Here is a 19,992-nt window from a genome sequence, read left to right as displayed (position 1 = left end):
GTCGTCGCGCTCCGCGATGCCGACATCGAACCGACGACGCACTTCGCGGCGGGCGAGGTGGCCGCCGACGCCGCATCTCGGGGACTCGATGCCGTCGTCGTCGCGACACAGGACACCGTCGGTCGTGTGACCGACGCCCTCCGCGACGCGAGCGTCGACTACGATGTGACGCAGTAACCAGCAAGTAGCGGGACTTTTCCGGTCGGCTACCGTCGGGACAACCATGAGCGACCACGAGATGCACGACGCCGTCGAAGCGTTCCTGACCGAGGCCGACGACGCCTACGGCGAGTACGAGCAAGGCTACACCGACGCTGATGCGACGCTCCGGCGACTGGAGACGGCTATCGAGGAACTGCGGACGGCAACCGAGGATTGACCTCCTCCCACGCCTGAAGGCGCGGGGATTCCCGCGGCACCGCACCGCTAGGTTGGGAGTTTCAGGTTTGTAGCCAGGTCGGCATGACCGGACTCCTGGCGGGGCCAAGCCGCCGTTACTCCTATCCCCGGTATGGGGATTCAGAGTTACCGTGTGTGGGAATCCACAGCCAGCGGCCCGAAAGGGATTCTTTTGGACGTAGCGTGGCCCGAATCCCGATATTATCCGTTTATCTGGGCGGCTGATCCGCCTCGGTGTGGTCATGCATACGGTGTCACCGGTTATAAAACTCCGGCTGAGTGAGGCTACAGGCGAAGCTGCCGGGTTGTCGGCTTCATCCACACCCCTGAAGGGGTGGGCTTTCGCCTTGCTCCCGCTGTAAGACGCCGTCCATCGTCGGGCGAACAGTATTGTAGGCTCAGGTTCATGTAGGCCGTATGACGGATGTGGTTCTGGTAGACGGCGCACGCACCGCACACGGTGAACTGCTGGGAGGCCTCGCAGAGCGAAGCGCGACAGAGCTCGGTACTGCAGCCGTCGAGGGACTGCTCGACCGAACCGGCGTCGACGAAGACAGTGTCGACTGGGTCGGCCTCGGAAACGCGGTACAGGCGGGTGTCGGCCAGGTGCCGGCCCGACAGGTCGTCGTCGAGTCACCGCTTCCAGACAGCGTCGCCGCGACGACGCTGAACGAGGCCTCGGGGTCGGGACTGCGGGCGATTATGACCGCCGCCGACCGCATCGAGGCCGGTCGGGCATCGGTGTGTCTCGCCGGCGGCATGGAGTCGATGTCGAACGCGCCGTATCTCGTACCGGACATGCGCGGCGGCCGCCGACACGGGAACAGCGAACTTGTCGACGCGATGATCTGGGACTCGCTGTGGGACAAGCACTACGACGCCCACATGGGCACGTTGACGGAGGAACTCGCCGCCGAGCACGACATCAGCCGCGAGGCCCAGGACGAGTACGCTCGACGGAGCAACCACCGGGCCGTCGAGTCCATCCAGTCCGGTAAGTTCACTGAGGAACTCGTTCCGGTGGAAACGGCTGACGGCCTCGTAACGGAGGACGAGGGACCGCGGCCGGACACGACGGTAGACCAGCTGGCGGCGCTCCCACCGGCGTTTGCAGACGGCGGTACGATCACCGCCGGCAACGCTTCGAAACTCTCCGATGGGGCGGGAGCGGTGGTGCTGGCCGACGCCGAGACGGTAGAGCGCGAGGGGCTGGGACCGATGGCTCACGTCGAGGACTACGCCGTCGCCTACCGCGACCCGTCGGAGTTCTCCATCGCGGTTCGGGACGTCGTCGCTAAACTGCTTGAGCGCAACGACCTCGCCGTCGCCGACGTGGACCACTTCGAACTCAACGAGGCCTTCGCCGCGCAGATGGTGTACGTCGCCGACGAACTCGACATCCCCGCCGAGAAGCACAACCCCCTCGGCGGCGCGGTGGCGCTCGGGCATCCTATCGGAGCCAGCGGCGGTATCCTCACGACCACGATGCTGTACGCGATGGAGCGAGCGGATCATCACCGCGGTATCGTGGGGATGAGCGTCGGTGGCGGTGGCGCAATTGCGATGTCTGTGGTTCGCTAATGAACCGCCGCCATCGAAGCGAGTGAGCGTCGGCGGTGGGGGCGCAATTGCGATGTCCGTGGTCCGGTAGGCCCCGCCAGCGGCGAGGCGAGTGAGCGTCGGTGGCGGTGGCGCAATTGCGATGTCAAAGCCAGCGTGAAATCCCGCTGAACTGAAAGTGGAAGAGCGAGAGGGGCGCTACGCACTCAGTCGAAACGAGAGAACGGCAATTAAATTACGAGCCTGTTTTTCCGATTTCCTCCAGTGTAAGCGTGTAGTCTCCGCTTCCGCTGTAGACATACACGAGTATGCCGATCTCGCTGACCTGTGAGAAGTCGTCGATGATTATCTGTTCGCTACTGTCCTGCGTATAGGACGCGCGGTCGTAGTCGTTCGGGGTGGGTGTGCGACCGTCGAAGGAGACATAGAGGTCGAAGTCGGCGTCAGATGGGCCATCGAGGCTGAGGATCAGCTGCATGGGCGACTCCGTCTTGAGGGAGTACGTCTGCTTGTCGTAGTCAAGCATCCCATCGAGTGACCCGGACAACTCTTCGGTGAGACGGTCTTTCGATTCATCGGTGACGGAGACGCTGACTGACGTGGTTGCCTCGGCACCGTCGTTGTCAGTCACAGTGACGGTGACGGTGTAGTCGCCGGTACTGGTGTACGTGTGGCTGACCTCCGTCGCGTCCGTACCCTCGATGGGTTCAGAGCCGTCGCCGAACTCCCAGCGGTAGTTCGTTATCGAGCCGTCGGGATCACGGGAGCCGCTGGCATCGAATATGATCTCTTTATTCACAGTGACAGTTCGTGAATCGTCGTTGAGCGTCACGATCGGCGGTTCGTTTTCGGTTCCGCCACCGGCGGTTACGAAGTTGTATGCATCCGCGAGGCCGAAACCGACGAACTGGCCGTCTGCGTCCAGAGGCTGGGCGGTGTCGAGAAGGTTCTGTCGGGTCTGGCTGACGGACCAATCATGTTTGTCGAGACCGAGCGCAGCGACGCCGGCGACAGCAGGACTCGCCATCGACGTCCCGGGGAACTGCGCGTAGTCTCCCCCCGGAACGGATGAGAGTATGTCATTGCCCGGTGCCGCAATGTCGACCTTCTCGCCGTAGTTCGAGAACTCGGTCGGACTCTTGTTGCTATCGACGGCACCAACGGCGACACATTCTTCGTAGGCCGCTGGGTACGACACGTCCTGCTGGCTTGGTGGATCACTGTCCTTATGATTCCCGGCTGCACAGATGAGGAGAACACCCTGATCCCACGCGTTTGAGACCGCGTTTTTCATTGTCTGGTTGTAGCCGCCGCCACCGAGAGACATATTGATAATGTCCGCCCCCTGCTCAGTCGCCCACTGGACGGCGTTAGCGATATCGGCGGTTCGGCCCCCGTTCGGTCCGAGTGCACGGCAACTCAGGAGCCGAGAGTTACTGACACCTGCGATACCGGTTTCGTCGTTCGTTTCGCCGGCAGCGATACCGGAGACGTGTGTCCCGTGCTGAGCGGATTGCGGGGCGGGATCGTCGTCGTTGTCGACGAAGTCCCGTCCTTTCTGGCTCCCGAACTGCCCGTCGAGGTCGGGATGGGTGTAATCTGTACCGGTGTCTATGACGGCGATGGTGACGTCTTCGCTTCCGAACGTAATGTCCCATGCTTTCGGGGCATTGACCAGTTGTGGCGCGTACTGGCTGCCGAACCTCGGATCGTTCGGAACCGTGGCGATCGGCTCGCGAACGTGGTTGAATTCCGTATATTTGACCCCGTCAATTCCTTCGACTGTCGGAAGGATTTCGCCCTTGAATTTCTGCGGGACTGCTGAGCGAAGATACGAAAGTGACTCGTTCACGTCGATAATATCGAGCTGTTCGAGGTCAGACCGTTCTTTTATTTTGTCATGAACGTCTGAAGCGTTCCTATCATTTGACACACCGATCAGATACTCTTCTGTATCAGATTCTTGTGATGCAGTGGCTTCTCCACCAAAAGCTGCGACGGTTACAGCGGAGCCGAGTGCCTTGATAACTGATCTTCTGGACGGTTTCGGTAGGGTATGTCGGGACATCCGACTCCCACTAAATATGGGTGGGTTATAAAATTAATATATAATTCCTCATGCAGCCCGGTGTCTAATAAACAAAATTATATATGCTACTTTATAAATACGTGTTTATCTTGTTTTCTGATATATAAAGGTACAGTTATGAACGTTATAATAGTTTATGCCGGTCGGCAATAGCGACAGAACAGACGGACGCCGCTAATGCTACCGCAGCACAAGGAAGAATTATCGGGCCGGCCGCCCCCAAACAGAATATGACTGGATTCTCCCGACGGGTAGAGCAGGTATCGATCTCTGGCATCCGCGAAGTGTTCGAGGCGGCGGGCGAGGACGCCATCAACCTCGGCCTCGGCCAGCCGGACTTCCCGACGCCGGAGCACGCCCGACAGGCGGCCGTCGAGGCAATTCAGGCGGGGGAAGTCGACGCCTACACGTCGAACAAGGGAACCGAGGAACTCCGGGAGGCCATCGCCGCCAAGCACAAGCGGGACAACGACCTCGACGTCGACCCCGGGGACATCATCGCCACCTCGGGCGGGAGCGAGGCGCTGCACATTGCGCTGGAGGCCCACGTCGACGAGGGGCAGGAGGTCATCTTCCCGGACCCGGGGTTCGTCTCCTACGACGCGCTGACCCATCTGGCCGGGGGGACGCCGCGACCGGTCCCGCTGCGTGAGGACCTCACGATGGCCCCCGAAACCGTCGAGGAGGCCATCACCGACGACACGGCAGCGTTCGTCGTCAATTCCCCGGCGAACCCGACTGGAGCGGTGCAGTCACCCGAAGACATGCGGGCGTTCGCCCGCATTGCCGACGAGCACGACGTGCTGTGTATTTCCGACGAAGTGTACGAACACCAGGTGTTCGAGGGCGAGCACCGCTCGCCGGCGGAGTTCAGCGACACGGGCAACGTCGTCGTCGTCAACGCCTGCTCGAAGGCCTACTCGATGACGGGCTGGCGGCTCGGCTGGGTCACCGGCGCGACCGACCGCATCGAGCGGATGCTGCGCGTCCACCAGTACGCGCAGGCCTGTGCGTCGGCTCCGGCCCAGTACGCCGCCGAGGCAGCACTGAGCGGGCCGCAGGACCAGGTTTCGGAGATGCGCGACGCCTTCCAGGAGCGCCGGGACGTGCTGCTGGACGGCCTCGACGAGATGGGACTCGACTGTCCGACGCCCAAGGGCGCGTTCTACGCGATGCCGAAGGTCCCCGACGGCTGGGTGGACGAGGTCATCGACCGCGGCGTCGTAGTCGTTCCCGGCGACGCCTTCGGCGAGCACGGCGCGGGCTACGCCCGAATCTCCTACGCGACGGACATGGAGACGCTGAAGGAGGCCATCGACATCATGGCCGACGCGACGGCGGCGGTTCGCTGAGTGGCCAGCAGTCAGCAGCCGACGCGGACAGTCGCCCCGAAATTGGAACAGTCTCGGTAGAGAGTGCGAAGAAACGCTTTACCCGCCGCCGGTCTTGACTCCGGTATCCCATCGTGGCATATGCATCCGAGTCCAGCGCGCTGTTCGACGGGGAGAGACAGGACTATACGACGGGCAGACGCAGGTCCCGGGAGGACAGTGGGATGGAGAAAGCGCTCTGGTATCTGCTGACGGCGACGCGCGGCGGCGCCAACCGGGCGCGTATCATCGACGCCCTCTCGGACCGACCGATGAACGCCAACGAACTCGCCGACGAACTCGACGTGGGCTACAAGACGATCAGGCATCACATGGAACAGCTTGAGGACCACGACGTAGTCGAGTCCGGCGACGAGGAGTACGCCAAACTCTACTTCCTGACCGACCGGTTCGACAACTACCGCGACACCTTCGAGGAAATCGTGGAGAAGATGGACGAATGACGGGGACAGATATAGAGAGGTGTCGCTGATGGCGATGGGACCGCTCATCACTGCCGCGGCAGCGCTCGCGGGACTCAACGTCCTATTGCTGCTCCCGCTGCTTGGCGTCTGGGTCCGCAACTACGCGACGTTCCGGACGGGACTCGTCGCCGGTCTCATCGCTTTCGCCGTCGCGATGCTCGCCGAGAACGCCATCGCGGTCTACTTCTTCTTCTCGATGCAGAGCTTCTACGCCGGCGATCCACACGTCCAGCAGGCCGTGCTGGTCCTGCGCTCGCTGCAGTTCGTCGCGATTGCCGGACTGAGCTACACCACGCTGCGGTAGCGCGATACCGGGAGTCCCGCAGTGGTATTGGCGATCCGTTCGGGCACGGACCACGAGTACTGTACCGCCACGAAGACGAACATGTTCGGGACAAGCGCCTGACTGGCGGGGACCGTCGTCGAACGTATGAGCACAGATCACCAGGAGTCGGTACAGGAACTCGACGTTCGGGACGTCGACGGAGAACCGTTCGAACAGATCATGAACGCCCTCGATTCCGTCGGCGAGAGCGAGGCGCTCCGGCTGGTGAACAGTTTCGAACCGGTGCCGCTGTACGACGTTCTCACGAGAAAGGGATACCAGTACGACACGGAACAGGTCGCCGACGAGGAGTGGCACGTCACGATCCGGCCGGAGTGAGATGCGTCCCGAGCGCGTCTCGCGGTGGTTCGTCACCGCCAGCGCGCTGTTTTTCGTCGGCTTCCACGCCGCGATGGCGGTCGCCGCGCCCCGCCGCGTCGTCGTCACGCTCGGCCTGTACGGGTTCGTCCTGCACGTCCTGTTCGGAAAGGCCTACGCGCTCGTACCGTCGTACTTCAACCGAGACCTCGCGTGGGATCGGGGGCCGGCCGTGCAGTTCCCGCTGTCCGTCCTCGGTACAGCAGGGCTAGCGCTCGCGCCGTTCGGTCCACCGTGGCTCCAGCCCGTCGGAACCACGCTCTGGGCAGGCGGCGTCGCGGTGTTTCTCGGGACGGTGGGATGGACGATTCGCGGCAACGTCACCGGCGCGGCGACTGGGACCGGCGGTCCAAACGCCCATCGGGAGCCGGTCGACCGAACCGCCAACGTCGCGGTCCCGATAGCGCTCGGCTACCTCGCATTCGCCGCGGGTGGCGCGCTCGCTACCACTGCCGGCTTCGAGTCGATGCTCCCCCAGCAACTGTCGCACTTGCTCGCTGCGGGGACGGCCGCGCTGTTCGTCTTCGGTGTCGGCTTCCGCCTGTTTCCCCGGTTTCTGGTCGCTGAAGCGCCGCGACCGGTCGTTACGGTTGTCATCGTTGCCGGCGCTGTCGGTCCCGCGCTGCTGGGCTTCGGACTGTTCGACCGTCGACTCCTCCTCATCGGTGGCATCATGGAAGCAATCGCAGTCGTGGGCTTTGCGCTGTCGTATATCGGGCTCTTCCTGCGGTCGGAGCGCCGTCGCGTCGGGTTCTACGTGGTGCTGGTGGCGGTCGTGGCCGGAGTCGTCGGTATCGGACTCGGACTGACTATCGCCGCAACCGGTCGGAGCCCGGCGCTGGTCAGCGCACACTATCGGGCGATGCTGGCGGGCTTTCTCGGACTCACCGTGGTCGGGGCGGCGTTCCAGTTCTACCCACCGGCGGTCGGCGTCTGGCCCTACGCGAACGACCGGACAGCGCTGGTGACGATTGGACTGCTCGGTGGTGGGCTCGGCGTTCAGCTACTCGGTCTTATCGGTCGGTTCGGCTGGATAATATCGGTCGGCACAGCGGCTGGAGCTCTCGGTGCACTTCTCTATACGTATCTCCTGTTAGCGGCGTTCGCCCGTCGATGGCAGTAGTAGCGACGCGCTGTGGGCCTACTCCGCGATGATACTGTCGAGCAGTTTCGTCTGGGCGGCTGCGAGGTGTTCAGCGAACGTCGAGACGGAGATATCCAGTTCCGACGCCACGTCACCGGCGTTGGCCCCTTTCGGATACTCGAAGTACCCCATCTCGACGGCGGTTTCGAGTACCTCCTGTTGCCGGTCGGTGAGTTTACTTCGGTCGACGAGGATCGAGTCCACCGGGTCAACGTCGCCGTTCCGCCGCATCGACCGGAGCGAGACGCCGTCGTACAGTTCTTTCAGCCGTGTCACGATAGCGCGCACCCGGTCGACATCGGGAGCGTGGAAGGTCAGGTGAAGCTGTCCGCCCTCGGCGCGGATATCAGCGACCGGACAGTCGTATGTTTCGACCGCCTCGCAGACGCACTCAGTTCGCGACCGTGAGAACTGGTAGCGGGAGCCGTTGCCCGTCGCGAACACCTTGTCCATGTCCTCCCGGGCCTCGATTGCCCCTTCGTCAGTGCCCGTCGCGGTGAACTCTTCGATGACTTGCCCGTCTTCATCTGGGCTGCTTCGGGCGACGTCGGTCACGGCCGCGCCCGCCTCGTCCGAGACACTCGCCACCGGACAGGCCCCAGGGGTGTCGACCGACAGCTCCACTCTAATGCCGGAGTCGCTCATATGAGTTACTGTGACACCACATTACAAAACGGGCGAGGCGCGTTCCCACGGAGTGAAAAACCCCCTCAATCTGCTGGGTGCTGATCGGGAACCGACCCCTCGAACCCATCCGGCTGATAATCACAGAGGGGGTCCGCCGCCAGCGGGTCCCCCGTCGTCGCGTACGCTCGCGACCGACTGCCGCCACAGACTGTTCGGTACCGGCAGGCCCCGCACTTGCCTGTCAGCGCGTCGTCGTCCCTGAGCTGCTGGAACAGCGGTGAGTCCCGGTAAATGTCCACGACGCTTTCCTCTCGAACGCTGCCCGCCGATTTCGGAAGGAACCCGGAGGGGAACACCTCGCCGGTGTGGCTCACGAAGGCAAAGCCCTTGCCGGCGCGTATACCCATCCGGCGGTTGAGCCCGCCGGCACCGTCCTCCTGGTTCTGAATCGCGACGCGCCGGTAATGGGGTGCTTCGGTCGTCTTGAGGCCGAACGATGCCTCCTCGCTGACCTCGTGGAGCCACGACAGCACGCGCTCCGCCCGCTCGGGGGCAATCGGCGTCAGCACCCGCCCGCGGCCGACCGGGACGAGGAAGAACACCGACCACAGCACCGCATCGAGGTCCGCGACGAGGTCCCGGATCGCCGGCAGTTGCTCGACCGTCTCGGCGCAGACGGTGGTGTTGATCTGCAACGGGATATCGAGGTTGCGGGCCGCCTCGGCCGCTGCCATCGTCGCCTCGAAGCTCCCGGATTCGCCCCGGAAGGTGTCGTGAGATTCGCTGTCGCCGCCGTCGATGGACAGGGCCAGCCGCCGGAGTCCGGCGTCGTCGAGTTCGGCCAGTCGGTCCCGCGTGATCGAGTTCGTCCCGCTTGGGGTCAGCGTCATCCGGAGGCCCTGCTCGGTCCCGTAGTCGATGAGTTCCGGGAGGTCCTCGCGGGCGAGCGGGTCCCCGCCCGAGAGGACGACCAGCTGGCCGTCGCCGAAGTCGCGGGCCTGGTCCAGCAGTGCCTTCCCCTCCGCCGTCGATAGCTCGTCGGGGTGGCGGCGCGGCTGGGCGTCGGCCCGGCAGTGTTTACACGCAAGTTCACAGGCCTGCGTCACCTCCCAGATCAGCACGAGCGGCTGCTCGTCGAGGTCGAGTTTCCCCCGCATCTATGCCTCCCGGTGGACGCGGGTGACGTGGCCCCCACAGCCACACCGCTGGACGTACTCCACTGAAATGGTCTCGCCGAACGCCTCCGCCAGCGCATCGAACAGGTAGGTTTCCGGGTGGCCGTGGTCGGCGTGGCTCACCAGATTGACGTGGTTCCCCGCCGTCGTCATCTCGACGGCGTCGATGGCCTGTTCGACGACCACGTCGGGGTCTTCGGCGTGTGCAGGCGTCTCCAGGTTCGCCGACCAGGAGTTGTCGTGAACCTCGGTTGTAACCGGAGGCACGTCCTCGTGGGAATGGCTCATATGTACCGGTTGACGGCGGGCGTCCCTCGGTCCTATCCCGAAGATGTTCGGGTTATTATATACAACGGATTGCAGAGAGGAATTCGTCTGAGCGACTTTATCACACGTATTGCTACGACACCCGTTCGACCAGCCAGTCGAACTGCTTGTTCAGTTCCTTCTTGCGCTGTCGTGAGATAACGGTCGAATCGATCATCTCGCCGAGCACCGGGAGGTCGAGCGCGCTGTACTCCGTCGTCGCCGTGACTTCAGTCCCGCCGTCGACGGCCTCGACCGTGTACTCCGTCATCATTGACTCGAAGATGCCCTGCCGTTGCTCGTACCGCAGCACTGCGTCAGTTTCGACGATTTCGAGGTCCAGTTCGATTTCGAAGAGTCCGACGCGGTTCGTGATGCCGAGGTCGTCCCCGTCGAGTGTCACCTCGTCGAACCCTGCCGCAAGCATAAACGGCTCCACGTCAGTTATCAGGTCGGTGACTGTCTCTGGGTCGGCTGGGACCGTCCGAGTCAGCGAGACGCGTTCCATACCGGACGGCCAGCGGCCGGCGGAATAAGCGTTCGCCATACCCGGAGATGTTCGGCTCAATGGTTTTGCGCGACCTGATCTCGTGGTGATAGTGTATGACACCACTCCCCAAGTTTCTTATCCCCATCACGACTATGCGAACATGTTCGGGATTACGGACGCGGGGGTCGGGCGAATATATTCGGATACACCAATGCCACACGCTGAACTCACGCTCACGATTCCGGACGAGATCTGGATCGGCGACATCTCGCGAGCGTACGACGACGCGACGTTTCGCATCCTGTCTGCCCTCCCCGGCGAGGACTCCGGTGTCGGGCTCGCGGAGATCACATCGGACGACCTCCCAGCGGTCCTCCGTGATATCGAGAACCGGGAATCGGTCACGACCCTTGAGATACTTTCACACCGGGACGACAGCGCGCTGATTCAGTTCGAGACGTCGATGCCGCTCCTGCTCTTCCCAGTCCAGGGCTCGGGCGTCCCGCTTGAGATGCCGTTCACCCTGTCCAACGGCGAGGCCGTCTGGGAGATATCGGCGCCACAGGAGCGGCTCTCCGAACTCGGCGAGCAACTGGAGGAGTTCGGTATCTCCTTCAGCGTCGACCGCATCCAGCAACACCTCGAAACCGAGCAGGTGCTCACCGAGAGCCAACTGGAACTGGTACAGGAGGCCATCGACGCGGGCTATTACGACACGCCGCGGGAGTGCTCGCTAACGGAACTGGCGGACCGCGTCGGTATCGCGAAGTCGACCTGCAGTGAAACCCTCCACCGCGCGGAGGAGCAGATCCTGAAACAGTTCGTCTCGGACCTCCCCGCGCGGTGAGGGGAAGTCGAAGCGCGTAATACGCGCCTCTGTGAGAGGTACGACATATGAGTTCCGACGCGGTCGACGAGACGCACGAAAACGCCCGACAGGAGGTCATCGCGGTGGACGCCGACGACAACGAGGAGGGGCTGGTCAATCGGCTCGACGCCCACACCGGCGAGGGGGTTCGCCACCGCGCGTTCACTGCCCTGCTGTTCGACGAGAACGATCGGATTCTGCTCGCCCAGCGCGCGGCGAACAAACGCCTCTGGGACACCCACTGGGACGGCACCGTCGCCTCCCACCCAGTTGAGGGCCAGACACAGGTCGAAGCCACCGAGGAGCGACTCGAAGAGGAACTGGGTATCGACCCCTCGCAGTACCAGAACCTCCGCGTGACCGACCGGTTCGAGTACAAGCGCTACTACGAGAACGCCGGCCTCGAATGGGAAGTGTGTGCGGTGCTGCAGGCCACGCTCCACGACACCTCGCTGGAACCGAACCCCGAAGAGGTCGACGGCCTCATGTGGGTCCCCTACGAGCGGCTCCGCGAACACCCCGAGTACTACCGCCAGCTCCGCCTCTGTCCCTGGTTCGAGATCGCGATGCGCCGGGACGAGGAACGGTAACGCCGACGGTCAGCATCAGCGCGGGCGGCAGGCATCGCAGTGACGCCGCCCCGACCCGTTTCCTTTTCGGCCCGGCCACCCAACCCCGGGTATGGACGTTCCGCTGTACGACTCTCTCGACGGTCAGATCGTACTCGTCACCGGAGCCACGCGGGGCATCGGGAAGGCAATCGCCGACGGGCTGGTCGACCTCGACGCAACGGTGTATGCCGGCGCTCGCGATACCGGCGACATCGCGGCTACGGACCGCCATGCCATCGAACTCGACGTGACCGACGACGACGGGATGGTCGCCGCGGTCGACCGCATCGAGCGTGAGCAGGGACGGCTCGACGTGCTGGTCAACAACGCCGGCGTGATGGACTCACGGGAGCCGCTCGACGAGATGCCGACAGATGTTATCGACCACACCCTCGACACGAACCTCCGGGGGGCGGTCCTCATGACGAAGTACGCCCTCCCGCTGTTGCTGGCCGAGGAGGGCGGCCGTGTCGTCACCATGGCCTCCGGGCTGGGAGCCATCACCGAGAGCCAGTCGGGCGGCACGCCGGCCTACCGCATCTCGAAGACGGGCGTCAACGGACTGACGAAGTACCTCGACGGCGAGTACGCGGCCGACGGCCTCATCGCCAACTCGGTGTGCCCGGGCTACGTCCAGACGGACATGACCGAGGGGAGCGCTCCACGGACGCCCGAAAAGGGGGCTGAGACGCCAGTCTGGCTCGCTCGCTTCCGACCCGATGCACCGAGCGGGCGGTTCTGGCGCGATAGGGCCGAAATCGAGTGGTAGGCAGCCGCGATCAGTCAGCGTTCTCGCTTCCGGCCGTCGCTGGCTCGTCTGTCGCGTGGGCGGGCTCAGCCGCCGGCAGTTGCAGTTCCACAGTCGTTCCCGGCTCGGCCGTATCGGGGAACGACATCCGGCCGCCGAGGTTTCGGACGATCCAGTTGACGAGCCAGAGCCCGACGCCGGAGCCATGTTTGAGCGGCGTTTCGGTTCCCGAGCGGATGACCTCGCGCTCGTGGTCGGTGATACCGGGACCGTTGTCGTGAACGGCCACGCGGACGCCCGGCGTTCCGTCGGTCCGCGTCGCCGTAATCTCGACTTCGACAGGACCCCCATCGGTCGCCTGATGTTCGACGGCGTTCTCGACCAGTTCCTCTAGTGCGATGAGGATCGACGGACCGCCCTGTATCCAGAGATCATCCTCGCAGGTGAGCGTGATCGCCACGTCGGGGCGGCGGTCCCGAGCATCGCTCACGACCGATTCCAGCAGCCTCTGGAGCGCTGTCGGGCTGTGCTGTTCGGTCTCCAGGGCCTCGGTAACTCGGCCGATCTTGTTACTGCGGTCGACGATGTCGTCGACTGTGCTGATAATACGGTCGAGTCGCTCGCGTTCGTCGGCGTCGGCCGTGTCCCGGAGCAGGTCCGCGTTCCCCTTGACGACGTTCATCTCGTTTCGGATATCGTGCCGGAGCAAGCGGTTGAGTACGTCCAGTCGCTGTTCCCGTTGTCGCCGCTCCGTGATGTCTCGGAGGCTGATGAGGTGGCCCGAGACAACGCCGTACGCGCGGTACAGCGGTATCACGCGTACGTCGTAGTACCGGACGCTGCCCTCGTGTTCGAGGGTCGTCTCGGTCTGCGTTCGCTCGCCGGGACCGGGAACCGCCTCGGCGAGTGCTGGTAACACCTGTGGTAGCGAACGGCCCAACAGCGCGTCCTGGTCGCCGTCGAACAGCGCCGTAGCAGCCGCGTTGACATCGACAATGCGGCGCTCGTCGTCGACGATGATGACCAGGTCGTCCATTTCGGTGAAGATCGCTTCCCGGCCCAGTTCCCGGGTCACCGGTGCCACGTCGAGCAGTTGCCCGCGGAGGATGGCGACTGAGAGGACCGCCCCCGAGGCGACGTACCCGAGACTTGTTGGGTTGAACGGAGTCGGTAGCGCACCGAGCACGAACAGCGACTGGACGACCGTCGGGACGGCGATGGCGAGCAACAGTGCGATCCCCTGGCCCTGAAACACCTGGTTCGACCGGAACAGCATCCGCAACAGGAGGACACCGCCGGCGAGAATCAACAGCAGTATGTAGGACATGTGCCCCCAGTACATGACTTCGTACGCGGGAGCGAGCGCCACCGACGATACGGAGACGGATTGTGTCCCATGACCGGACCAGATGAGTTCGTGGGCGTGATTCGACCACACGAGCGTGACAAACACCGCCGGTTCGACGAGCAACAGCGCTGTTCGGCGTTGGGTGAGCCAGTGTGGATGCCCCGTGTACTCGATAACCGTCACGAGCCACGCGACAGGGATGATTACCGAGAGCGTCAGCTGCACCTGGACGAGTCGCTCCATGGTGGCCAATCCCGGCACAGCGAGCTCGATACCGTACGTCACGGCCCAGAGGCTCGCCGCAACGACGAACACTGCCAGCGGTCCTGCGCCCGGCCGGTCCCGGTGGAGCCACACCAGAAAGGCGACGCCCATACCGACGACACCCGACAATAAAACGACAGTAAGCGGCGACAGGACCATTCAGTAGCGTAGTAATGGCGTCCCTGATATAACTATTCTCGGTCACTTCGACTGCGAGCGAACCGCGGACCACACGGCGAGGGCACCAAGTACGAACGCCGGAACGAGCGGGAGTGTGAGATATGCGTCCCGGAGCGTGAGCCCGAAACTGCTGATGACGCCCTGTGCGGACGGCAAAAGCAAAATTGCGCCGGGGACGAACAGGAACGCCACGCCGATCATCCCGACCAGAATCCAGCCGCTCGTCCCGAACTCGGGACCGTCGGCGGCTTCCGTACCCGTCTCACTGTCCGCAGATGGGGCGTTTGCGGACTGTGGCTCCGTGTCGGGACGGTGGACGTAGCCGGACTCGTCGTCAGCCATCGGCACGCACCCCGTCGCGCCCGCTCGAACGGTGCGTCACGATGGGACCTCCCCCGGGAGTACCGACGAAACAACGTGGCTGCATGTCTCGGCATCAGGCAAGCGAGCGCAAAACGCTAACGGTCCCGCTACTGCGACAGACCAGGTGCTTCCTGGCTCGAGATGTCACGCAGGCTCATCCGATGCCCGCTGGATGAAGCGTGTGCGTCCCGCTGGCCCTCCGCGACCGACGAGTCTTCGTACAGTCCCTCGAACGCACACTCATGGCAGACGACGTGGTAGCTCCCAGCCATACATTTTGTTTCATATCGCTATATTTTAAGCCTACCGTTTTCAGATATTATATACATTGCAGTCCCGCAAACGGTCGTCAGGGTATTTATCGACCGCGACCGATGGAGTAGTATGGTGGATTTCCAGTCCCGTGACACACGCCGGGGTCCGACCGACGGGGAAGACGACGAGACAGACGAGGACGAGGGCGAAACGGGAGACGACGAGGAATCCGCGGCAGTCGATACCGACTCCGAGGCCGCCAGTTCAGAGCCAACCGAAGCAACGGATACAGCAGCGGAAAACAACGACAGAGAAGCAAGTGGGGGTGACGGAACGGAGACTTCTGCGGCGGACGACGTGACGGGGGACGGTGACGGCTCCACGTCGGAGCCTGAAGCCGACAGCGCCGTCGCAGAACGAATCGACGAGGCGGTAGAGCAAAGCAGCCATCCAGCGGCCGAAACACAGGACACTGAAGGGGCCGGCGGGGCGGAGCGACCCGACGAGGGCCCCCACGAAGACCCCCTTTCTGAGACACAGGCAGGCGATCCACCGGAAAACACATCGCAGGCTGAGACGCCGCCGACAGCGGATGAACCACCAGCGCAGACAGTCCCACGGGACGACGCGTCGCAAGAACAGTCGGTTGCCGCCGCCGTCGTCACGGTCGGGACAGCGACGGAAACGGGCGACCCGACGGGCGAGGCGGTAGAGACAGCACTCGAAGCGACCGGACAGACGGTCACCGCCCGCGAGCGCCTGCGAGGGGACTACGACGGCATTCAGGGTGCCGTCGACAGACTAGTCGGGCGCGACGACGTGGAGGTCGTCGTCACCGCGGGGGGCCTCGGCGTCGCCCCGTCGGCGCAGACGCTCGAAGCAGTCCACCCACTGTTCGAAAAGGCCCTGCCGGGGTTCGAGGAAGTGTACCGGAGCCTCCTCTTCGAACAGCAGGGAACCGGTGTCATCGCCATCCGTGCGACTGCCGGGATCGCTGGAGAGACGCCGGTGTTCTGCCTGCCCGCGGACCCGGCAGCGGTTCGTATCGCTATCGACGAGATCATCGCGGCCGAAGCTCCGTCTCTCGTCGCTGACCTGTCCTGAGCCGACACGACGAACTCGCGGTATCAGTCTTGTGACCGTTTAGCCGGCTTAACGTGATATTTGCCGGTTCGTCCCAGGTCGCTAATTTTCCCACTTCCGACGGCTTTTCTCCCGAATATCGGCCGTTTAAACGTTTAAAGCGGCGTGAAAAGTCGTTAACTCCGTCACCCATTGAAGTAGAGACAGCCCACAGGCTCGTGTGTCATGTCCGATCGCAACGCGACACGACGCGGCGTGCTCACGGGTATCGGCGCGACAGCTGCAGCTGCACTGGGTGGGGCGGCCATCTCCGGGACGGTTGCGGCGGCCGGTCCCTGGGAGTCCGTCGAGTCCCCGACCGGGAACACCCTCCACGACGTCGAATACACGGCCACCGGCGCGTACGCGGTAGCGGGTGGCGGTATCGTCCTCGAACGGACTAGCAGGGGCTGGCAGAAGGTCATCGGCGGTGGCCCGACCGGCAACGGGAACAGCCTCTACGGGGCCGATGTAACCGACGACGGCAAGGCCCTCTGGTTCGTCGGTGCCTCGGGCGCTATCGGCGAGTACGACGTGGAATCGGGCGTCCTCACCGACCACAGCGCCCCGATGGACGTGACCAACAACTTCAACGACGTGTCCGTGACCGGGAGCGCCGGCGAGGCGAACGTCTACGTCGCCGGCGACTCCGGCAAGATGTACTACAGCTTCGAGAACGGCGCGAGCGAGACGTGGGACTACACCACGCCCGGCTCCGGGTCGGCCATCAACGCCGTCGACTTCCACGGCGTGCGCTCGGGCCACATCGTCGACGGCAACAAGAGCGTCTTCGCCACCGACGACGGCTCGACGTGGAACAAGATCGGCCTCGCCGACGCCAACGTCAACTTCTACGGCGTCGACTCCGACGGCCCAGATGACGTGTGGGTTTCCGGCGGTGGCGGGATGATTTTCCACTGGAACGGGTCCGAGTGGACGCCGACCGACACGGGCGACGTCGGCCTGCGTGACATCGAGGTCACCGGCGACGACAGCACCGGCTACACGGTCGGCGGCGGTAAGGTGTACGCCCTCGGCGATGGCGGCTGGACCCAGGAACAGACGCCCGCTGGCGAGAACCTGAAAGCCATCGTCCGCGGCGGCACGACATCGCGGTCGGTTCGGGCGGGACTATCCTGGAGCAGTAGCGACGGTACAGTAGGGCAGGCCGGTTCGAGACCGCGGTGCGCCGGAGCCACTGACTTTTCACCGACCCCCTCCAACACCCTGCATGGACGACATTCAGGTCCAGGGTACGTCGGTCCCCGCACTCGGCCTCGGGACGTGGCAGCTCACCGGCCAGTCCTGCCGTGAAACCGTCGAAACGGCGCTGGATATGGGCTATCGCCACATCGACACTGCACAGGCGTACGGCAACGAGCGGCAGGTCGGACTGGGGATGGACGCCGCCGCGGTCGACCGCGAGGACGTGTTCTTGACGACGAAGCTCGACGGCTCCAATCGCGACGAGCGGAGCGTCCGCCGGTCGACGCGGGAGAGCCTGAACAAACTGGGAACGGACTACATCGACCTCCTGCTCATCCACTGGCCGAACACGCCGTGGATGGCATCCCTGTCGGAGACGCTCGGGGCGATGAACGACCTCGTCGAGGAGGGGCTGGTCCGGCACATCGGCGTCAGCAACTTCTCGCCGTCGCTGCTGGACAAGGCGCGGGACATCTCCGCGGCCCCTATCTTCACCGACCAGGTGCAGTACCACCCCTACTGGGACCAGCGGAAGCTACTCGACTACTGTCGCATCCACGACGTGCTCCTGACTGCCTACAGCCCGCTCGCCCGCGGCGGCGTCCTCGACGACCCCGCGCTCGTCCAAGTGGGTAACAGGTACGGGAAATCCCCGGCGCAGGTCGCGCTTCGGTGGCTGGTCCAGCAGGACGGCGTGGCCGCGATTCCGAAAGCGTCCAGCCGCGACCACCTCGAAGCGAACATGGCAGTCTTCGATTTCGAACTCACCGACGCGGAGATGGAGCGGATCCGGGACCCGTCGAAGGTCAAGACCGGCGTGCAGTTCGTTCGGTCGCAGTTGCCGTTCTGAGCGCCACAGTTGACTGGTTCTGCGGCCACACCGATTCGTCAAGCGTTTTGACGCCGCCGTTCCAACCCCGCGCTATGGTAACGGCGCTCGCCGATGATATCTGGTGGTACGACCTCACGGGCGTCAACGCAACGCTCGTCGACGACGACGGAGCGCTAACGCTCGTGGACACCGGGCTTCCCTGGCACGGCAACGCGCTCATCGCCGGCCTGAGCGACGCCGGCTACGAACTCCGGGACCTGGACCGAATTCTGCTGACGCATTTCGACTTCGACCACGTCGGCGGGCTGTCGGCCTTCGACGGCATCGACGTGACTATCTACGTCGGGGAGCGGGACGCCCCGCTGGTCACCGGCGAGCAGGCTCCGCCGCTGGGCAACCACAAGGGAGCGTTCCAGCGACTCGTCTCGCCGTTCCTCGACGCGCCGGACAACGACGTCGTCCCCCTCGCCGACGGCGACACCGTCGGCAGTTTCACTGTCTACGATACCCCTGGCCACACGCCGGGGCACGTCTGCTACGTCAGCGAAGACCATTCGCTTGGACTGCTGGGTGACCTCGTCCGGGAGGACAGCGGCCGCTTCGAGCCCTCGCCGTGGCTGGTGAGCTACGATACCGACGCCGTTCTCGGAGTATCAGAGACTTCGCCGAGCGCGCACCGCGGTTTGAACTCGCTGTGCCGGGCCACGGCGTCCCCTTCGAGGAAGGGGGTTCCGCGAAACTCAGTAAGCTGGCAGCGACGCTGTGAAACGGCTGGCCTAGTCGCTACTGAGCCGGCCAGCAACGAAATCCTGACCGCCCAGCCCGACCGCTAGCGCGAACCCGATACCGACGGGGAACACGACCGCGAGCAACAACACGGCGAGCAGCAGCGAGTCGACGCCCGCGAGGTTGAGCGCGATAACGGCGGTAAACAGGTAGACGAGCGCCTGCAGCGTTCCCGAGAGGAGCGGCTTCGAGACCCACTCTTCGGCGGCATCGACCGACGTGATCACGTCGGCGACGTGATCAGCAACTAGTGCCCCCAGAACGAGGACGACGAGGGCACCGACCAGGGTCGGCGCGTAGGTCAATCCATCACGGAGCAGGGCCGCGACGGGAGCGATAGTGAGCGTCGCCGCAGCGACGTAGACGGCCGCCGCGTAGACGTAGTACTCGACGACTAGACCAGCCACTCTGCCAACGGTGCCGCTGTCAGCGTCGAGCAGCTGTCCGAGGTGCGTTTCCGGGAAGTTCTCCGTGATACCGGGACTGGAGACGAGGCCGGGGACGAGCGTGCCCAGCAGTCGGCCGAGACCGAACCCGACGACCAGGAACACTGCGGCGGCGACGATGTTCGGAACGTACCCGAACAGCGTCGCGGCGAGCGTCCGGAGCTCGCTGATGTTCAGCGTTCTGACCGCCGCAAGAACAGCGACCAGATAGACGAGATATCGGGCGAGCAGACCTGCTGCGGACGCGACCGGGTCCGACTCCGCTGTGACGGCAGACACCGGCGTTTCCTCGGCGCGGTCGTCGAGCCCGCGTTCGAGCGTCCAGTCGTACACCGCGCTGTCGAGGTACTCGCCGACCCCGTAGCCGATGGCGAGGATGACTGCCGCAATCAGTATCGTTCCGACGGCCGATACGCCGTCGGCGATGAGTGTTGACAGATATTTGGCAATTCTATTAGCGACGTTCGCTTGCAGCAACAGCGGTCGTTCCGTGACGGCCTGAATCGCTAGCATAGGTGTATCCAGTAGTTACTCTCTTAATCTATCTATTAAATCCGTCGAAGAATATGTTAAATTATGCCCTTCAACAGCAAGAGGGTGCGGCCGGACCGGCTG

At 63.9% G+C, this 19,992-nt stretch carries 21 protein-coding genes and 3 pseudogenes; 15 read left to right on the top strand and 9 right to left on the bottom strand.

Annotated elements, in window-relative coordinates:
* The 3 genes and pseudogenes from GJ630_RS20095 to GJ630_RS13140 all read left to right on the top strand — a co-directional run.
* Nucleotides 1–177: pseudogene (locus GJ630_RS20095) on the top strand (Crp/Fnr family transcriptional regulator); the annotation flags it as partial.
* A gap of 46 nt (nt 178–223) precedes the next feature.
* Entirely contained in the window at nt 224–379 is a 156-nt protein-coding gene (locus GJ630_RS19605; protein ID WP_197427652.1) for a hypothetical protein, read from the top strand.
* Between the two features lie 437 nt (nt 380–816).
* Entirely contained in the window at nt 817–1,980 is a 1,164-nt protein-coding gene (locus GJ630_RS13140; RefSeq protein WP_191450019.1) for a thiolase family protein, read from the top strand.
* A gap of 214 nt (nt 1,981–2,194) precedes the next feature.
* Here the strand turns inward: GJ630_RS13140 and GJ630_RS13135 are convergent, their stop codons facing one another.
* Nucleotides 2,195–3,811 (bottom strand): S8 family serine peptidase, encoded by a 1,617-nt coding sequence (locus GJ630_RS13135; RefSeq protein WP_371727555.1) that lies wholly within the window; start codon nt 3,809–3,811, stop codon nt 2,195–2,197.
* Nucleotides 3,812–4,278: 467 nt separating this feature from the next.
* On the opposite strand from GJ630_RS13135, the gene GJ630_RS13130 reads away from it, so the two are divergent.
* The 5 genes from GJ630_RS13130 (at nt 4,279) to GJ630_RS13110 (ending at nt 7,729) form a co-directional block, all read left to right on the top strand.
* On the top strand, nt 4,279–5,400 hold the full coding sequence (locus GJ630_RS13130) for a pyridoxal phosphate-dependent aminotransferase (protein WP_014039664.1): 1,122 nt from the start codon (nt 4,279–4,281) through the stop codon (nt 5,398–5,400).
* Between the two features lie 203 nt (nt 5,401–5,603).
* Nucleotides 5,604–5,882 carry a winged helix-turn-helix domain-containing protein gene (locus GJ630_RS13125; protein ID WP_004593670.1) on the top strand — a complete coding sequence of 93 codons (279 nt, stop codon included), beginning with the start codon at nt 5,604–5,606 and terminating at the stop codon, nt 5,880–5,882.
* Between the two features lie 28 nt (nt 5,883–5,910).
* Nucleotides 5,911–6,207 carry a hypothetical protein gene (locus tag GJ630_RS13120; protein WP_008310576.1) on the top strand — a complete coding sequence of 99 codons (297 nt, stop codon included), beginning with the start codon at nt 5,911–5,913 and terminating at the stop codon, nt 6,205–6,207.
* A 126-nt stretch (nt 6,208–6,333) separates the two neighbouring features.
* Nucleotides 6,334–6,567, top strand: a complete 234-nt coding sequence (locus tag GJ630_RS13115; RefSeq protein ID WP_008310578.1) for a DUF2249 domain-containing protein — start codon at nt 6,334–6,336, stop codon at nt 6,565–6,567.
* 1 nt (nt 6,568) lies between these two features.
* Nucleotides 6,569–7,729 (top strand): hypothetical protein, encoded by a 1,161-nt coding sequence (locus GJ630_RS13110; protein WP_191450017.1) that lies wholly within the window; start codon nt 6,569–6,571, stop codon nt 7,727–7,729.
* A gap of 18 nt (nt 7,730–7,747) precedes the next feature.
* Here the strand turns inward: GJ630_RS13110 and GJ630_RS13105 are convergent, their stop codons facing one another.
* The 4 genes from GJ630_RS13105 to GJ630_RS13090 form a co-directional block, all read right to left on the bottom strand.
* A complete protein-coding gene (locus GJ630_RS13105; RefSeq protein ID WP_023843143.1) occupies nt 7,748–8,395 on the bottom strand; it encodes a helix-turn-helix domain-containing protein in 648 nt (215 codons plus the stop codon).
* 65 nt (nt 8,396–8,460) lie between these two features.
* On the bottom strand, nt 8,461–9,534 hold the full coding sequence (locus GJ630_RS13100) for a radical SAM protein (RefSeq protein ID WP_014039660.1): 1,074 nt from the start codon (nt 9,532–9,534) through the stop codon (nt 8,461–8,463).
* Nucleotides 9,535–9,840: a CGCGG family rSAM-modified RiPP protein gene (locus GJ630_RS13095; protein WP_191450016.1), complete on the bottom strand. Its 306-nt coding sequence runs from the start codon at nt 9,838–9,840 to the stop codon at nt 9,535–9,537.
* Between the two features lie 112 nt (nt 9,841–9,952).
* Nucleotides 9,953–10,366: an SRPBCC family protein gene (locus GJ630_RS13090; RefSeq protein ID WP_174878656.1), complete on the bottom strand. Its 414-nt coding sequence runs from the start codon at nt 10,364–10,366 to the stop codon at nt 9,953–9,955.
* A gap of 193 nt (nt 10,367–10,559) precedes the next feature.
* Between GJ630_RS13090 and GJ630_RS13085 the strand changes: the two genes are divergently transcribed.
* The 3 genes from GJ630_RS13085 (at nt 10,560) to GJ630_RS13075 (ending at nt 12,596) form a co-directional block, all read left to right on the top strand.
* A complete protein-coding gene (locus GJ630_RS13085; RefSeq protein ID WP_008310589.1) occupies nt 10,560–11,195 on the top strand; it encodes a helix-turn-helix domain-containing protein in 636 nt (211 codons plus the stop codon).
* 47 nt (nt 11,196–11,242) lie between these two features.
* Nucleotides 11,243–11,806: an NUDIX domain-containing protein gene (locus GJ630_RS13080; protein WP_008310591.1), complete on the top strand. Its 564-nt coding sequence runs from the start codon at nt 11,243–11,245 to the stop codon at nt 11,804–11,806.
* A gap of 91 nt (nt 11,807–11,897) precedes the next feature.
* A complete protein-coding gene (locus tag GJ630_RS13075; protein WP_014039657.1) occupies nt 11,898–12,596 on the top strand; it encodes an SDR family NAD(P)-dependent oxidoreductase in 699 nt (232 codons plus the stop codon).
* A gap of 10 nt (nt 12,597–12,606) precedes the next feature.
* Here GJ630_RS13075 and GJ630_RS13070 read toward each other — a convergent pair whose 3' ends face one another.
* The 3 genes from GJ630_RS13070 to GJ630_RS19600 form a co-directional block, all read right to left on the bottom strand.
* Entirely contained in the window at nt 12,607–14,346 is a 1,740-nt protein-coding gene (locus tag GJ630_RS13070) for a histidine kinase N-terminal 7TM domain-containing protein (protein ID WP_191450015.1), read from the bottom strand.
* Between the two features lie 42 nt (nt 14,347–14,388).
* Complete coding sequence (locus GJ630_RS13065; protein ID WP_014039655.1) at nt 14,389–14,709, bottom strand: hypothetical protein; 321 nt, start codon at nt 14,707–14,709, stop codon at nt 14,389–14,391.
* A gap of 128 nt (nt 14,710–14,837) precedes the next feature.
* Nucleotides 14,838–15,002: a hypothetical protein gene (locus GJ630_RS19600; RefSeq protein ID WP_023843142.1), complete on the bottom strand. Its 165-nt coding sequence runs from the start codon at nt 15,000–15,002 to the stop codon at nt 14,838–14,840.
* A 112-nt stretch (nt 15,003–15,114) separates the two neighbouring features.
* Between GJ630_RS19600 and GJ630_RS13060 the strand changes: the two genes are divergently transcribed.
* From GJ630_RS13060 to GJ630_RS13045, 4 genes and pseudogenes are all read left to right on the top strand, one after another.
* Nucleotides 15,115–16,089 carry a molybdopterin-binding protein gene (locus tag GJ630_RS13060; RefSeq protein ID WP_191450014.1) on the top strand — a complete coding sequence of 325 codons (975 nt, stop codon included), beginning with the start codon at nt 15,115–15,117 and terminating at the stop codon, nt 16,087–16,089.
* 204 nt (nt 16,090–16,293) lie between these two features.
* Nucleotides 16,294–17,255, top strand: a pseudogene (locus tag GJ630_RS13055) (WD40/YVTN/BNR-like repeat-containing protein).
* Between the two features lie 83 nt (nt 17,256–17,338).
* Nucleotides 17,339–18,163: an aldo/keto reductase gene (locus GJ630_RS13050; protein WP_050037616.1), complete on the top strand. Its 825-nt coding sequence runs from the start codon at nt 17,339–17,341 to the stop codon at nt 18,161–18,163.
* A 74-nt stretch (nt 18,164–18,237) separates the two neighbouring features.
* Nucleotides 18,238–18,911 (top strand): annotated as a pseudogene (locus GJ630_RS13045) (MBL fold metallo-hydrolase).
* 10 nt (nt 18,912–18,921) lie between these two features.
* Here GJ630_RS13045 and GJ630_RS13040 read toward each other — a convergent pair.
* Nucleotides 18,922–19,890 (bottom strand): hypothetical protein, encoded by a 969-nt coding sequence (locus GJ630_RS13040; RefSeq protein WP_014039650.1) that lies wholly within the window; start codon nt 19,888–19,890, stop codon nt 18,922–18,924.
* Nucleotides 19,891–19,992 lie beyond the last annotated feature (102 nt).

Origin of the sequence: Haloarcula sp. CBA1122 (assembly GCF_009741785.1) — an archaeon.
GTDB lineage: Archaea > Halobacteriota > Halobacteria > Halobacteriales > Haloarculaceae > Haloarcula > Haloarcula hispanica.
The sequence above is the reverse complement of the archived record's forward strand: the minus strand, read 5'-3'. Positions and strand labels throughout refer to the sequence as shown.